Genomic DNA, 14,782 nt, shown 5'->3' with positions numbered 1-14,782 from the left:
TAAACAGTCGGCTCCGCTTTTGATCACGGGAAACGAGGGAATTGACCGAAGTCCGGACTGCGTTTTTCTTTGAACGCGTCACGACCTTCTTTAGCTTCGTCAGTTGTGTAGTACAATAACGTTGCATCTCCAGCTAGTTGTTGAATACCAGCTAGACCGTCTGTGTCTGCGTTGAATGCAGCTTTTAGGAAACGAAGTGCCATTGGGCTGTTTGCTAAGATTTCTTGTGCCCATTGTACTGTTTCTGCTTCAAGCTCTTCTAATGGTACTACAGTGTTTACTAAGCCCATATCAAGCGCTTCCTGTGCATTGTATTGACGACATAGGTACCAAATTTCGCGAGCTTTCTTGTGGCCTACCATACGAGCTAAGTAACCAGCTCCATATCCACCGTCAAAGCTTCCTACTTTAGGACCTGTTTGTCCGAATACAGCGTTGTCTGCAGCGATTGTTAAGTCACATACGATATGAAGTACGTGTCCTCCACCGATTGCATAACCTGCTACCATTGCGATAACTGGTTTAGGAATTGCACGAATTAGACGTTGTAAATCTAATACGTTTAAACGAGGGATTTGGTCGTCACCTACATATCCACCATGACCGCGAACTTTTTGGTCGCCGCCAGAACAGAATGCACGTCCACCTTCACCAGTTAAAATGATAACGCCAACATTTGCATCATCACGAGCGTGTGCAAAAGCGTTGATTAACTCCATTACCGTTTTTGGACGGAATGCGTTATGTACTTCAGGACGGTTAATCGAAATCTTTGCGATACCATTGTATGTTGAATAAATAATATCTTCATAATTGCCTTCTTTTACCCATTCAATAGCCATTACAACTACCTCCTTGTATATTTCTGATCTCATCTATAAGTGTGACTTCCTTCTTGCTGAAAAAAGCATCACTGCATAGTTTTTAGAAATCCCTTTACTATTGTATCAAACTTTTCCGGTTGTTCCACATGAATTGCATGGCCAGCACCATCAATTTTGACAAATTTCGCGTCAGAGACGCATTTTTTAATGTTTTTTAATATGCGAAAGAACTTTTCATCATATTCTCCGTTCATTAAAAGAACAGGCATTTTCAAGTTGTATAGCTCATCCCACCATGAAGGCTGAGCCCCTGTTCCCATACCGCGCAAGCTATTTGCAAGTCCTTTTGAATTGTTAGCAAGCCGTTCTTTTCGCACCGCTTCTTGTACGTTTTTTGCTAAACGTTTTTGTGTTTCAAAAAGCGGAATATTTTCCCACATAGAAACAAAACTTTGAATGCCTTCTCGCTCAATTTTATTAGCAAGTCGCTCATCTTTTTCACGGCGTTCTTTTCTATCCTCTTCATTTTCGAGCCCAGCTGTACAGTTTTCTAATATAAGAGATCGTACATACTCTGGATGTAAGCAAGCCATCGTGATCGCCAGTCTTCCTCCCATCGAGTAGCCAAGTATATGTGCTTTTTCAATATGAAGGTAATCTAGTAGTTCTTTCATTTGCCATGCCACATTGCGGATATCATAATGCGCAACATCTTCAGGACTCTCGGTCTTTCCGTGTCCAACAAGATCCACTACAATAACTTGAAACTGCTCGCTCCATGAAGGGATAAAAGAACGCCACGTTTCCATGCTTCCCGTAAAACCATGAAGAAGTAGAAGTGGTTCCCCGCTCCCGACTACTTCATATTCATACGATACACCTTGCAGCGTTACTTTCATTTTGATTCACCTTGCAAAGATGTAGTAATCACGTCCATCGTTTTTGCCCATAATGTACGGTGTAATGTTAAGTTCTCATCTCGGTTCGTACAAATTTCCACAACGTGTAAACCTTCTACAGTCGTTCCTTTTTGTACCTCTTCTCGGAAGTTTCCCCAACCATTTACACGGCTAAATGAACCGCCGTACATTTTGACAACATGCTCATAATCAAGGCCAATTGGTGTTCCAAATAATGATTCGAAATGTTCCTTTTTCTCATATTGCGGTAAGAATGAGAAAATCCCCCCGCCGTCATTATTTACAACGACAATTGTTATGTTTAATTCATGTAATTTCGCTGCTAACAGTCCATTTAAGTCATGATAAAACGATAAATCACCGATAACTAATACGAGCGGATCACAAATAATACTCGCTCCTAAAGCTGTCGAAATGATCCCATCAATACCATTTACACCACGGTTTGCCATTACTTGAATGTTTTTATCCGATGTGAAGAAGAATGAATCTGTATCACGAATTGGCATACTATTACTCGCAAATAATGTTGCTCCTTCAGGTAATACGCGTACAATATCCGTAATAACCTTTCCTTCAAATGCAGTATCATATGTTTCTATTTCACGAAGCGTTTCCTTCGTTTTTTCGTTTATATGTTGCCACATTGCGAACCAATCATTCTTTTTCATAACTGGCATTTTCTCGACTAATGCTTTGCAAAATTCATTATCACCAGCTTGTACAACTTCTGTCGCAACAAGAGCTGGATCTCTCCATTGTCCTGATTCATCGACAACGATATGAACAGCTTTCGTTTGTTTTTTGATGAACTGCGTTAATGCTTTTGAAACAGGCATACCACCAAAGCGAATGAAAACATCCGGTTTCCACGTTTCTTTTAACAGTTCATTTCGTAAAAATGTATCGTAACAATCGATTACCATCGTTTTATCGTGATGTCCGCTACGAATATTAGAAAGCGGATCTGCCAATATTGGATATCCAGTTTTTTCAGCTAGTTCTGCCGCCGATGCCGCGAGTTCTGAATGACTATCATCACCACAAATAATAAGCCCCTTTTCCATATGTGAAAGGCGCTCTACAAGAGAATCTACATATTCACGCGGCATTGTTACGTTCCCTTGCTGAACTACTCCTGTATATTCACTACGCCCTTTATCCCATAAGCTTTCTAGTGAGAAATCGGGGATAAGTGGCTCACGAACTGGAAAGTTAAGATGAACAGGACCCTGCGGCGCTAAACAAGCACTTGCTACTATGCGCTGCGTCGTCATACGAGCGTAATGATACATCGTTTCACTTGCTTCTGGCAGTGCCATCTCTGTAAATTGCTTCACAAAAGTACCGTATAAATTAAATTGATTCATCGCTTGCGGTGCCCCTATATCCCTTAACTCATGCGGTCTATCCGCTGTTAAGACGATAAGTGGTACCCTTGAATGAAAAGCTTCACATACAGCTGGATAGTAATTAGCCGCTGCTGTTCCTGACGTACATAATAGTGCTACCGGACGTTTTTTCGCTTTCGCAATACCGAGCGCGAAAAATCCTGCTGATCTTTCATCTACATGTAAATATGTGTTCATTCCTTCATGTTGTTCCATTAGTAAAGCAATCGGCGTTGACCGTGAGCCTGGACTAATGACAACATCACATACATCTAGACGCGTCAGTTCATCCACGAACGCGCCTAAATAATATGATAATGCTTCTATATGATTGTTCATTTCATTAATTCCTCCAAAGCACCAAGCATCGGTCTAAACTTCAAACTTGTTTCTTCATATTCAAGCTGCGGGACTGAATCAATTACAATACCACAACCGGCAAATAAGGATGCTTTCTCGCCGTTTAATAATCCGCAGCGAAGTGCAACCGCAAATTCACCATTTCCTTCATCATCTATCCAGCCAATCGGCGCACCGTACAACCCTCTGTCTAACAATTCAACATCACGAATCAGTTTCATCGCTTCCAAACGAGGTGTCCCGCCAAGAGCTGGCGTTGGATGTAATTCTTCTACCATTGTTAAAAGACTCGCATCACCTTTTGCTTCTACAGGCGTATATAAATGAATTAAGTTTTTCGTTGTTAATAAGCCTGGGCTTTCCGGAATATTAACCGATTCGCAATGTTCATTCAGTACCGATCGGATCATGTTAACAACATAACCGTGTTCAGCTAAATTCTTTTCATCATGAAGAAGCGCATTACTATTTCGTTCACTTTCTTCTATAGAATGACCATGACCAATTGAACCAGCAAGACACATCGATGTAAATTTCTCATCTTCTTTGCGAATTAATCGTTCTGGCGTCGCTCCTAAGAAGCATGCTCCTTTATAATCAAAAGAAAATACGTAACAATCCGGTTGACCAATGCGAAGTGCCTCTAAAACAAGAGCAGAATCAATAGAATGATTCATCTCTACTTTTAGTTCCCTCGCCAATACAACCTTCTGCACGTTACCCTGCTTCATCTCATCTTGTACTTTTTCAATTGCCTTCATCCAGCCTTTCGGATCCACTTCTACTTTAGAAGTAACAGTTAATTTCGATCCTTTTAGCGCACATTTACTCTCCCCAAAAATTTTCTCTTCTAAAGAAATCATTTCGTTATAAAGAGTTTCTGCACAATCTGTTGCTGAAACAAATGTATTCATCGTTAACCATGCTTTTTCATTTTTTACAGTTAATAAAAATGCCGGTAGTAAAAATGTCGTATCTTTAAATTCTTTCCATAAGTCCGTTTTCTCTTTTTCTGGATCAAATGAAAAACCACCAAATAAAAGCGGACCCGTTCCAAATTCGTATTCATCTCTTTGGACAAATGCATTCTCTTTTACTTTATCCCACTCGTTACGAGCAGTTTGAAAGCGCTTATGAGAAGAATTTGCTATAGTGAAAACAGAGCCAATTCCTGCAAATATTACATGCTGAGCCGGGTCTGCAAAATAACATCTATTTTCGAATGAAATCCTTTTTCCTGCTGCATAGAACAGAAGCGGATCCACCCAGTCTATTTGTTTTACAAAACTAACTAATGTTTTTTCGTTAGTTGCACGCTTTATAGCTGCAATAAGAACTTCTTGAAAGCCTTTTTGTTTCGTTTGAATCACAATTGTCTCCCCCCTATGGGCGAAAAATAGTCATAATTACGCTTGATTTTAAGATACACCTCAAACGAAAGGCCTGTCAACGTTTAGCATTTCTGAGAAATTCACCTTCTCTTCCTAGAAAATAAACGTTGACACTAAATGATGCTTTTTCTACACTTAATTGTGTACAATATGTGACCTAAGGAGGATTCAACATGGAAATGAACGTCGAAAAGAATTCCTCTCCTACAGCGCAAAAGCCAAATAAACAAACAGGCTGGCGCATTTGGTGGAGTTTATTACGTCCCCATACATTAACAGCAGCTTTCGTTCCTGTTTTCATCGGAACAGCGTATGCGATGCAAGTCGGAGGTATTAATCAAATACATCTCCCTCTTTTCCTTATGATGCTTCTTGCTTGTCTTCTCATTCAAGCAGCAACAAACATGTTCAACGAATACTTTGATTATAAAAGAGGACTTGATCACGAAGGTTCAGTTGGTATTGGCGGCGCTATCGTTCGCGATGGCATTCAGCCAAAAACGGTACTTAACTTAGCATTCGGATTTTTCGGCATCGCAATACTATTAGGTGTTTATATTTGTATGAATTCTAGCTGGTGGCTTGCTGCAATCGGCCTTGTTTGTATGGCTGTTGCTTACCTTTATACAGGTGGCCCAATTCCAATTGCGTATACACCATTCGGAGAGTTAACAGCAGGATTATTTATGGGTGTTATCATTATTGGTATTTCATTCTTTATCCAAACTGGAACAGTAACATCAGAAGTTATTTTATTATCTATTCCAAGCTCCATTTTAATTGGTGCAATTTTACTATCTAACAACATTCGTGACTTAGATGGTGATAAAGAGAATGGCCGTAAAACGCTAGCAATTCTCGTTGGACGCGAAAGAGCCGTTGGTGTTCTCGCTTCTATGTTCATTGTTGCTTACATTTGGACAATCGCTTTAATTATCGTGGGCATCGTATCACCGTGGATGCTTATCGTATTTATAAGTGCACCGAAAGCATTTAAAGCGACAAAAGGTTTCATCGGCAAAAGCATTCCAATGGAAATGGTACCTGCGATGATTGCAACAGCAAAAACAAATACAATCTTCGGTTTCCTAATGGGAATCGGATTATTACTTGGATATTTCCTATAAAGTGAAACTTTAATCAGTGGGGGGTGTTCATGCCCACTGATTATCAGCCCTCACCAATCAGGCGTTTACGGGCAGTTAATCTCTCACCTATCTTCTTTGCTTCAGCCGAATTTGTAGGTGGGAGTTTTACTGCCCGGCAAATAGCGGGATAAAAAGGAGCTGCTTATGCAGCTCCTTTTTCATATCTGAAATTCATCTCATAATTCCTCCTCTCAACGTTCATACTATGTAAAGAAACTGAATTGTAGGAAGGTGGACGACTATGTTAACTCCACAACAAATAGGTCAATTTAAATCCATTTTAGAAAAACAAAAACAAGAACTGGAACAAACGATACAAACTCATGAAAATACAGATCGTGCCTCTGAACGCGATTCAGTAGGAGAACTGTCTAGCTATGACAACCATCCAGGTGATATGGCTACAGAATTATACGAACGGGAAAAGGATTTCGGGCTCATCGAATTTTGGCATAAACAACTAGATGATACGAAACATGCCCTGCAAAAAATTGAAGCGGGTACGTACGGCATTTGTGAAGTATCTGGCGTGGAGATTCCATTTGAAAGATTAGAAGCAATGCCTACTGCTACAACGTGCATACAGCACACGACAAATAAATTAAATATGGAGACTCGACCAGTTGAAGAAGAAGTATTGTCCCCTTCTTTCCATAAGCACGATGAAGACTATTCTGTCGAGTATGACGCGGAAGATGCATGGCAAGATGTCGCAAATTACGGAACGTCTGAAACACCGTCTGATTTAGAAAGACAAGATTCAAAAAACTATAATGGCATGTATATAAATAGCGAGGAAAATGTAGGATACGTAGAGGATTTCGAAAACTTTATCGGCACGGATATGTACGGGAAAAACCCACAAGTTTTCGCCACAGAGGAACATGAAGAATATGAACAAATGCTTGATGACTTCGAAGAACGTACCTTTAAAGGCGAATTATTTTCGAACGAATCTAGTTCCAAAGAATAAAAAAAAGCATTCCGAAAATCGGAATGCTTTTTATCGCTAGCTAATTAGTTTTTTGTAACGTTAGCTGCTTGTGGTCCGCGGTTTCCTTCAACGATTTCGAAAGAAACTTCTTGACCTTCTTCTAAAGTTTTGAAGCCGTCGCCTTGGATAGCTGAGAAATGTACGAATACGTCTTCTCCACCTTCAACTTCGATGAAACCAAAACCTTTTTCGCCGTTAAACCATTTAACTTTACCTGTTTGCATGTCATGTACCTCCTAAATAAAAATGAAACTATGAATCCACATGAAAAGGTGGATATAAAGGACATGAATGTATAACAAGCTTACAGCCTTTAATACAACGTGCTTTATTTCCGTACCACATTATGTAGCTCAATAGTGTTTTCACTATATCATGCTATATCGAAAACGTCAAATGAGAACACTTTCATTCCATCATTTTTTATAATACTAGTATAACCTTAAATTTTTATTCTATTTTTAGTCTAAAATTAACAAAACTACAGTATTCTAATTCTTTTAACTTCTGTACAATATAATTACTACATATTTATGAGGTGAAAAAATGCAAGCACATGAGATCGAATATAAGTTATATGGCGATGATATGCAATTTGTTGAAATTGAATTAGACCCAAAAGAAAGCGTCGTCGCAGAAGCGGGCGCAATGATGATGATGGAAGACTACATCGAAATGGAGACAATCTTCGGTGATGGTTCTGGCCCATCTAACGGTCTATTCGGAAAATTAATGGGAGCAGGTAAACGTCTCGTTACAGGTGAAAGCATGTTTATGACTGTATTTACAAATACAGGGCACGGCAAACGCCACGTCTCATTTGCTGCTCCTTATCCCGGTAAAATTATTCCTGTAGATTTAACAGAATATCAAGGGAAAATCGTTTGTCAAAAAGATGCCTTTCTTTGTGCCGCAAAAGGTGTTTCTATCGGAATTGAATTTACGAAAAAAATAGGAACTGGTTTCTTCGGTGGTGAAGGTTTCATCATGCAGAAACTTGAAGGTGACGGCCTTGCTTTCATGCACGCAGGTGGAACTGTATATAAGCGTGAATTAAAACCTGGTGAGAAACTTCGTATTGATACAGGTTGCCTCGTTGCCATGACAAAAGATATTAACTATGATATCGAATTCGTTGGAAAAGTAAAAACAGCTCTATTCGGCGGCGAAGGTTTATTCTTCGCAACATTAGAAGGTCCCGGAACAGTTTGGATTCAATCTTTAACACTTAGCCGATTAGCAGCACGCCTTACAAGCCCAGCAGCGCAAAGTACTGGTGAAGGTAGTGTTTTAGGGGGACTTGGTCGTTTATTAGATGGAAAAGAGTAAACAGTGCCCTTATGTTGGCATGGCCCTCGACTAATAAAATAATGAAATTAAAACACCCTTTCTTGCAGTAATGCAGTGAAAGGGTGTTTTAATTTACGTCTACAAACAAGAAAAAACAGATGAAATAAAGTAATAAGGTTTACTTCAGTAAAATAAGGTATATTATATTGGTTGAATAGATTCTCTTTAAAGACAAGAAAAGTAGGTGAACAAAGTGGGAAAATATCAATTGGATTCCAAAAGTCAGGTAGCTGTGGCAAAGTTTCATGAAAAACAAAAGCCTGCCAAATTTGATAAAAAGCAGCAACTTGAACAATTGCGTGCGGAGTATTTGAAAAAAAAGCAAAAACAAACAGATAAATAATACGTTTCGTTTCCCGAAATTTTCTGTATATAGTGCGAACAAGCACAAGAAAATAGGAAAGTTATTCATCGTTCAAATATATACAGGCTATTTTTTCAAACTTCTTACAAGCCCAGCTGTATAAAGTACTGGTGAAAGTAGTATATTAGGTGGCCTTGGTCGTCTTTTAGATGGAAAAGAGTAAAAAATGCCTCCAATGCAAAAAACATCGGAGGCATTTTTCTAAAGTTTATGACTATGACACTTTATTTTTACTGCAGAGGGCTATACATACCATTTCGAATCATATAATACTCCATCGCTTCATTAAGCCATGCCTCTTCTTCTTCCGTATAAGGAGATGGCATCATATTATTATATTGTTCTTCTACATTCTCTAATTTACCTAGAGAATACATTGTCTCTTCACCAACATACGTAAGAGTCGCTTTCATATGTTCATCAACCAATTTTTGCACTTCTGAATCCTCAATTTGTCTTCCAAATAACCTTTTCACTTCTTTTGCTAAACGCACAAATTCTTTATCAAGTGCTATGCCCTCTTCTTCCGGCTTATTATATAATCCGTCAGCCAATTCTTTTGATACATATCCTTCAAGCCATAAACGTTGTTCGTTTTCTTTTTGAATGCTGTTAATTAGACTCATTAATATGTCACTATCCAACTCTTCATCTTCCTCAAGACATACCATTGTTCGTTCAAGCGCCTTTATCGAAACTTCAATGTGTTTTCTCTTTTCTTCAAAGACTTTTCTTTGTTGTTCCAACGTTTCTTTTAAACTTACATTCAAACTTGGTATTGTAAGCATGACGCGTATTTCTTCTAAACTATATCCTAATACTTTAAGACTCACTATTTTCTGTAGCTCTAATATATCTCTTCCTTTGTACACGCGGTGACCAGAAATAATCTTCTTTTCAGGTTTAAGTAGTCCAATTTCATCGTAATATTGTAGTGTCCGTATTGATGTGCCTGTTCTCTTTGAAAACTCACCAATTGAACAGCCTTCCCTTTTGCTCATCTTACACTCCTCCTAACAATATGTTTACAAAAATCATACTCCCTCACGTAACTGTAGGTTCAAGTCTTTTTTCCAAAAGCATGAATCAAGTTCCTCACTGCATATATTAAACTATACTTTTTCTTAAGGAGGGCTTCCTTAATGCGTACTCCTTTATCCTTTGATAAAGACACTGCCATACTGTTAGCTTCTTGTTGTGAGTTAACGTATGAACAATATAAACAAAATGGTATTTTCGAAATACCAGATGGTTTTCAATATGTACAAGGGTTTCAAGGAAAGGCCATTCAAACAACAGAATGGTTCGGATTTATATTAGAATCTGAGGATACAATTATCGTTGCCTTCAGGGGCACTCAAACAGACCCAGATTGGATTATTGACTCTCTCGTCAATCAAAAACCTTATCCTTATGCTTTAAATAGCGGAAATGTCCATAACGGCTTTCTCTCTATTTATGAGTCTTGTCGTGATTCTATTATGGATATGCTCGTCTCATTGCCAGCACATAAAAAACTGCTAGCTACTGGGCATAGTCTAGGTGGCGCGCTTGCCACATTACACATATTAGATGCACGTATAAATACTGCCTTCGCACAGTATGGACTTTATACATTTGCTTCTCCAAAAGTAGGAGATATCGCTTTTCGAAATTATTATAAACTACAAGTAGCTAGTAGCTTTCGTTTCGTCAACTTATTTGATGTCGTTCCACTTCTTCCTCCCCGAAACATAAATTTTAATGATCATGATTGGGAGTATGCACACGTCCATCACAATATGACATTTACAAAAAACACAAAATCCATTACAAATAATCATTCCATTACAACATACAAAACATGTCTGACTTCTCATTTTTAACCAGTAAACAATTGGAAATAAAATATTCGTATACTATAATAATATATGAAGTTATTTTTGGATGAGGGGACCTTACATGTTAAAATTTATCTTCGCACTGTTTCTTATTGTAATTTTTACGGTTACAGGTTTCTTTACATTTTCATACTTTGCGACAGGAGAGTATGATGGGACAGGTATAATATATACCACTATTCCATTTCTTTCTTAAGCAAAATAAGTAAAACGAGCTTAATAAAATTAAGCTCGCTTTACTTATTAATGTAAATTTTTGTTAGAAAGTTTATAATATATCCCCAAACATAGCAACCTCTTTAAAACTGCTTAACCGCATTACCAATACCCCAAATTTCATTGCTGTACTGTAAAATCGTTCGATCGCTGGCAAAATGACCAGACTGTGCAATATTTAAAATCGACATTTCTAGCCACTTCGCCCGATTCTCATAAGCTCTACCGACAGCTTCTTGTCTTTCCGCATATGGACTAAAATCTCGCAGAACGAAATATTCATCATTTTGAATAACGAGAGAATCATAGATTGCTTCAAATTCAGCCCCCGACTGTGCAAAGAAACCATTTGTTAATTGATCTACTACTTTTTTAATATGCCTATTGTGGTGATAATAATCACTTGCACGATATCCGCCATTTTGATAATAATGAAGAACCTCCTCCGCTGTTAAACCGAAAATGAAACAGCCATCATCACCGACACGGTCTTTTATTTCAACATTAGCTCCGTCTAGCGTTCCGAGTGTAATCGCACCATTCATCATAAATTTCATATTACCTGTTCCTGATGCTTCTTTACTCGCCGTTGAAATTTGTTCACTTACATCCGCCGCCGGGAATATATCTTCTGCTAAAGAAACTCGATAGTTTTCTAGAAAGATAACTTTCATATATTGACTGACGTACGGGTCATTATTTACTTTTCTTGCAAGTTCATTTATTAATTTAATAATTTTTTTCGCATAATAATAGCCAGGTGACGCTTTCGCCCCAAAAATGAAAGTACGCGGATAAAATGTAAAACTAGCATCCTCTTTCAAACGGTTATACAAATATAAAATATGAAGAACATTTAATAATTGTCGTTTGTAAGCATGTAGTCTTTTCACTTGCACATCAAAAATAGAATTTGGATCAATCGCAATCCCCATTTTATTATGAATACGCTCCGCTAAAATTAGCTTACGCTCTTGTTTTACCTCTGCAAATTTCTCTTGGAAGCTAGCATCATGTTGAACTGTTTGCAGCGCTTGAAGCTTAATCGGTTCTTTCTTCCACTCTGTTCCAATCGCCTCTGAAATGAGATTTGTTAACTGTGGATTTGCTTTCATAAGCCAGCGCCTATGAGCAATTCCATTCGTCTTATTATTAAACTTATCTGGATAAAATTCATAAAACAATCGCATTTCCCGCTGCTTTAATATTTCCGTATGAATTTTTGCTACACCATTTACGCTATGGCTACCGACAATTGCTAAATGAGCCATTTTCACAAGATCATGCGCAATAATTGCCATGTCTTCAATGCGATGCCATTCATAAGGATAACGTTCCCAAAGTTCATGACAGAAACGTTCATTAATCTCTTCAATAATCATATAAATTCTCGGTAATAATGGTTTAAAAATGTGAATTGGCCACTTTTCGAGCGCTTCTGATAACGTCGTATGATTCGTATAAGAAATCGTCTGCGTCGTTATGTGCCAAGCTTCTTCCCATGTTAACTTTTCTTCGTCTAGTAAAATACGCATCAGTTCTGGAATTGCTAAAACCGGATGTGTATCGTTAATGTGAATCGCAATTTTTTCATGTAGTTGACGAAGGTCACCATATCTTTCTCTATGCATTCGAACGATATTTTGCAAACTTGCTGATACGAGGAAATACTGTTGTTTTAAACGAAGTATCTTCCCCTCGTCATGCGTATCATCTGGATATAAAAACTCCGATACAACCTCTGTTTCGCGCTTATATTTCAAAATATCTTTGCAATTTTGTGGGAAAGGAACTGGTTCAGCATTCCAAAGTCTAAGTGTATTTACAGTACTCGTCTCATAGCCTACTACCGGCACATCATATGGCACTGCCATAATGACTTCTGCATTTGTATGCCTGAACTCTAAACGCCCGTCAATTTCTAGCGGTTCAACACTACCGAAATAACTTACTTCTACAGCTTGATCATGCCTTCTTACTTCCCATACGTTTTCATGAAGAAGCCACTGTTCTGGAAATTCAACTTGATAACCATCAACAATTTTTTGATCAAACAAACCATGTTTGTAACGAATTCCACAGCCATGTCCTGGTAAGTTTAAAGATGCGAGTGAATCAAGAAAACAGGCTGCTAAGCGTCCAAGTCCACCATTACCAAGGCCTGCATCTGCTTCCACTTCTTCTAACTCTTGCAATGAAATCCCTAGTTCAGATAATCCTTGCTCACATACATCTCTAATACCTAAATTCAATATGTTACTTCCAAGTAAACGCCCAAGCAAAAACTCAATAGACAAGTAATACATTTGCTTTTGCTCTCCAGAGCGATAACTTTCGTTCGTTGTAATCCATTGACTATTCATATACTCACGCACCATATGGCCGAGCGTATTATATTGATCACGAGTTGTAGAATCTTTGAAACTTTTCCCATACATCGTCTCTAACTTTTCTAGAAAAGTTGATTTAAAACTTTCAACATGAGTAAACATTTTTTCACCACCTACATGTTATTCCATGAGACCTTTATACAATTCCTTATAAGCAAGAGCCGATTTTTCCCAGCTATAATCTTCAGTCATCGCTTGTTTTACAAGTTGCTCCCACACTGGTTTATCGTGATAAAATTCAATTGCACGGTGAACCGTATGTAGCATGTCATGTGCATTAAAATTCGTGAAACTAAAGCCATTTCCTTCGCCTGTTTCTTCATCATAAGAATGTACCGTATCGTTTAATCCACCTGTTTCTCTTACAATTGGAATCGTACCGTACGCTAATGCGATAAGTTGTCCAAGTCCACACGGTTCAAACAGCGATGGCATTAAAAACAAATCGCTTCCCGCATACACTTGGTGAGCTAATTCTTCATTAAATCCGATATAAACTTTCACCTTCTCAGGATACTCATATGCCATCCACTCAAAGAATTGCTCATATTCCGAATCACCTGATCCTAAAATAATACATTGTACATCTTCTTCCATTATTTCGCGGAATACAGTACGTACTAAATCAAGACCTTTTTGCTTCGTTAATCTCGTTACCATTGAAATAATTGGTGTATCCTCTTTTTCTGGCAAACCAAAATATCGCTGCAATGCACGTTTATTTTCACCTTTTTCATATAGTGAATCTGCATCATACTGAGCAGTAATATACGAATCCGTTTCTGGATTATATACGCTCGTATCAATTCCATTTACAATGCCGCTAAGCTTATCATTATATTTCCGTAACAATCCATCTAACTTCTCACCAAAAAACTCATATTGAATTTCTTCTTTATATGTCGGGCTAACCGCTGTAATTTGATCAGAAGCGATAATACCGCCTTTCATAAAGTTTACGTTTCCATAAAACTCTAGCTGCTCACTATGGAAATATTCATCACCAAGCTCTAACAAGTCATACATCACTTCAGGAGAAAATACACCTTGGAACTGCAAGTTATGAATCGTATATACCGTTTTAATATGCTCATATAATGGGTTATCTTGATACTTTTCACGCAGTAAGAAATTCACCATAGCTGTATGCCAATCGTGGCTATGAAGAACATCTACTTCGAAATCAAGATGCGGAATACACTCTAAAACAGCTTTTGAAAAATAAGAAAAACGCTCTCCGTCATCATAATGACCATACAGAGAATCTCTCTTAAAATAATATTCATTATCTATTAAGTAATACGTAATCCCGTCTTGCTGACCTTTTAAAATTCCACAATATTGATTTCTCCACCCAAGTGGGACGTTAATTACTTTATGTAGCGTACATCCATCTCTTAACTTTTGCGGAATGAGACTATAGTTCGGAAGTATAATACGAACGTCCACTCCTAATTTTTTCAGCTCTTTTGGGAGCGCACCCGCTACATCAGCTAATCCTCCCGATTTCACAAACGGTACACATTCTGATACTGCAAATAAAATATTCACTTG

At 38.1% G+C, this 14,782-nt stretch carries 14 protein-coding genes and 1 pseudogene; 7 read left to right on the top strand and 8 right to left on the bottom strand.

Annotated elements, in window-relative coordinates; genetic code table 11:
- Positions 1-23: 23 nt before the first annotated feature.
- The 4 genes from menB to COK05_RS12340 form a co-directional block, all read right to left on the bottom strand.
- A complete protein-coding gene (gene menB, locus COK05_RS12355) occupies positions 24-842 on the bottom strand; it encodes a 1,4-dihydroxy-2-naphthoyl-CoA synthase (protein ID WP_016079909.1) in 819 nt (272 codons plus the stop codon).
- A gap of 68 nt (positions 843-910) precedes the next feature.
- Positions 911-1,723: a 2-succinyl-6-hydroxy-2,4-cyclohexadiene-1-carboxylate synthase gene (menH, locus tag COK05_RS12350; protein WP_098612804.1), complete on the bottom strand. Its 813-nt coding sequence runs from the start codon at positions 1,721-1,723 to the stop codon at positions 911-913.
- Complete coding sequence (gene menD / locus COK05_RS12345) at positions 1,720-3,474, bottom strand: 2-succinyl-5-enolpyruvyl-6-hydroxy-3-cyclohexene-1-carboxylic-acid synthase (protein WP_098612803.1); 1,755 nt, start codon at positions 3,472-3,474, stop codon at positions 1,720-1,722. The genes menH and menD overlap by 4 nt, the downstream gene beginning before the upstream one ends.
- Positions 3,471-4,865 (bottom strand): isochorismate synthase, encoded by a 1,395-nt coding sequence (locus tag COK05_RS12340; RefSeq protein ID WP_098612802.1) that lies wholly within the window; start codon positions 4,863-4,865, stop codon positions 3,471-3,473. Before COK05_RS12340 ends, menD begins: the two co-directional genes overlap by 4 nt.
- Positions 4,866-5,059: 194 nt before the next feature.
- On the opposite strand from COK05_RS12340, the gene COK05_RS12335 reads away from it, so the two are divergent.
- On the top strand, positions 5,060-6,013 hold the full coding sequence (locus COK05_RS12335) for a 1,4-dihydroxy-2-naphthoate polyprenyltransferase (RefSeq protein ID WP_098612801.1): 954 nt from the start codon (positions 5,060-5,062) through the stop codon (positions 6,011-6,013).
- A 262-nt stretch (positions 6,014-6,275) separates the two neighbouring features.
- Complete coding sequence (locus COK05_RS12330; RefSeq protein ID WP_098612800.1) at positions 6,276-7,007, top strand: yteA family sporulation protein; 732 nt, start codon at positions 6,276-6,278, stop codon at positions 7,005-7,007.
- A 44-nt stretch (positions 7,008-7,051) separates the two neighbouring features.
- Here the strand turns inward: COK05_RS12330 and cspD are convergent, their stop codons facing one another.
- Positions 7,052-7,252 (bottom strand): cold-shock protein CspD, encoded by a 201-nt coding sequence (gene cspD, locus COK05_RS12325; RefSeq protein WP_001193052.1) that lies wholly within the window; start codon positions 7,250-7,252, stop codon positions 7,052-7,054.
- 322 nt (positions 7,253-7,574) lie between these two features.
- Between cspD and COK05_RS12320 the strand changes: the two genes are divergently transcribed.
- From COK05_RS12320 to COK05_RS30930, 3 genes and pseudogenes are all read left to right on the top strand, one after another.
- Positions 7,575-8,357, top strand: a complete 783-nt coding sequence (locus tag COK05_RS12320) for a TIGR00266 family protein (protein ID WP_001147844.1) — start codon at positions 7,575-7,577, stop codon at positions 8,355-8,357.
- A gap of 214 nt (positions 8,358-8,571) precedes the next feature.
- On the top strand, positions 8,572-8,721 hold the full coding sequence (locus tag COK05_RS31310) for a hypothetical protein (RefSeq protein WP_000521642.1): 150 nt from the start codon (positions 8,572-8,574) through the stop codon (positions 8,719-8,721).
- Positions 8,722-8,821: 100 nt separating this feature from the next.
- Positions 8,822-8,905: pseudogene (locus tag COK05_RS30930) on the top strand (TIGR00266 family protein); the annotation flags it as partial.
- A gap of 67 nt (positions 8,906-8,972) precedes the next feature.
- Here COK05_RS30930 and COK05_RS12310 read toward each other — a convergent pair.
- Positions 8,973-9,743 (bottom strand): MerR family transcriptional regulator, encoded by a 771-nt coding sequence (locus COK05_RS12310; RefSeq protein ID WP_098612799.1) that lies wholly within the window; start codon positions 9,741-9,743, stop codon positions 8,973-8,975.
- Positions 9,744-9,884: 141 nt separating this feature from the next.
- Between COK05_RS12310 and COK05_RS12305 the strand changes: the two genes are divergently transcribed.
- Together COK05_RS12305 and COK05_RS31715 are read left to right on the top strand one after the other, a co-directional pair.
- Positions 9,885-10,607 carry a lipase family protein gene (locus tag COK05_RS12305; RefSeq protein ID WP_001260112.1) on the top strand — a complete coding sequence of 241 codons (723 nt, stop codon included), beginning with the start codon at positions 9,885-9,887 and terminating at the stop codon, positions 10,605-10,607.
- A 76-nt stretch (positions 10,608-10,683) separates the two neighbouring features.
- Entirely contained in the window at positions 10,684-10,818 is a 135-nt protein-coding gene (locus tag COK05_RS31715) for a hypothetical protein (RefSeq protein WP_098612798.1), read from the top strand.
- 103 nt (positions 10,819-10,921) lie between these two features.
- Here the strand turns inward: COK05_RS31715 and glgP are convergent, their stop codons facing one another.
- Complete coding sequence (gene glgP / locus COK05_RS12295; RefSeq protein ID WP_098612797.1) at positions 10,922-13,330, bottom strand: glycogen phosphorylase; 2,409 nt, start codon at positions 13,328-13,330, stop codon at positions 10,922-10,924.
- A gap of 18 nt (positions 13,331-13,348) precedes the next feature.
- Positions 13,349-14,779 carry a glycogen synthase GlgA gene (glgA, locus tag COK05_RS12290; protein WP_098612852.1) on the bottom strand — a complete coding sequence of 477 codons (1,431 nt, stop codon included), beginning with the start codon at positions 14,777-14,779 and terminating at the stop codon, positions 13,349-13,351.
- Positions 14,780-14,782 lie beyond the last annotated feature (3 nt).

Origin of the sequence: Bacillus cereus, assembly GCF_002567495.1 — a bacterium.
GTDB lineage: Bacteria > Bacillota > Bacilli > Bacillales > Bacillaceae_G > Bacillus_A > Bacillus_A cereus_AQ.
Note: the sequence above shows the minus strand (reverse complement) of the source record. Positions and strands in the feature narration are given on the sequence as shown.

Bases quoted from the DNA above. Each gene is read 5' to 3' on its own strand.
- menH (WP_098612804.1), bottom strand. From the start codon at position 1,723: ATGAAAGTAACGCTGCAAGGTGTATCGTATGAATATGAAGTAGTCGGG.
- cspD (WP_001193052.1), bottom strand. From the start codon at position 7,252: ATGCAAACAGGTAAAGTTAAATGGTTTAACGGCGAAAAAGGTTTTGGT.
- COK05_RS12335 (WP_098612801.1), top strand. From the start codon at position 5,060: ATGGAAATGAACGTCGAAAAGAATTCCTCTCCTACAGCGCAAAAGCCA.
- menD (WP_098612803.1), bottom strand. From the start codon at position 3,474: ATGAACAATCATATAGAAGCATTATCATATTATTTAGGCGCGTTCGTG.
- COK05_RS12320 (WP_001147844.1), top strand. From the start codon at position 7,575: ATGCAAGCACATGAGATCGAATATAAGTTATATGGCGATGATATGCAA.
- menB (WP_016079909.1), bottom strand. From the start codon at position 842: ATGGCTATTGAATGGGTAAAAGAAGGCAATTATGAAGATATTATTTAT.
- COK05_RS12305 (WP_001260112.1), top strand. From the start codon at position 9,885: ATGCGTACTCCTTTATCCTTTGATAAAGACACTGCCATACTGTTAGCT.
- COK05_RS31715 (WP_098612798.1), top strand. From the start codon at position 10,684: ATGTTAAAATTTATCTTCGCACTGTTTCTTATTGTAATTTTTACGGTT.
- glgP (WP_098612797.1), bottom strand. From the start codon at position 13,330: ATGTTTACTCATGTTGAAAGTTTTAAATCAACTTTTCTAGAAAAGTTA.
- COK05_RS12310 (WP_098612799.1), bottom strand. From the start codon at position 9,743: ATGAGCAAAAGGGAAGGCTGTTCAATTGGTGAGTTTTCAAAGAGAACA.
- COK05_RS12330 (WP_098612800.1), top strand. From the start codon at position 6,276: ATGTTAACTCCACAACAAATAGGTCAATTTAAATCCATTTTAGAAAAA.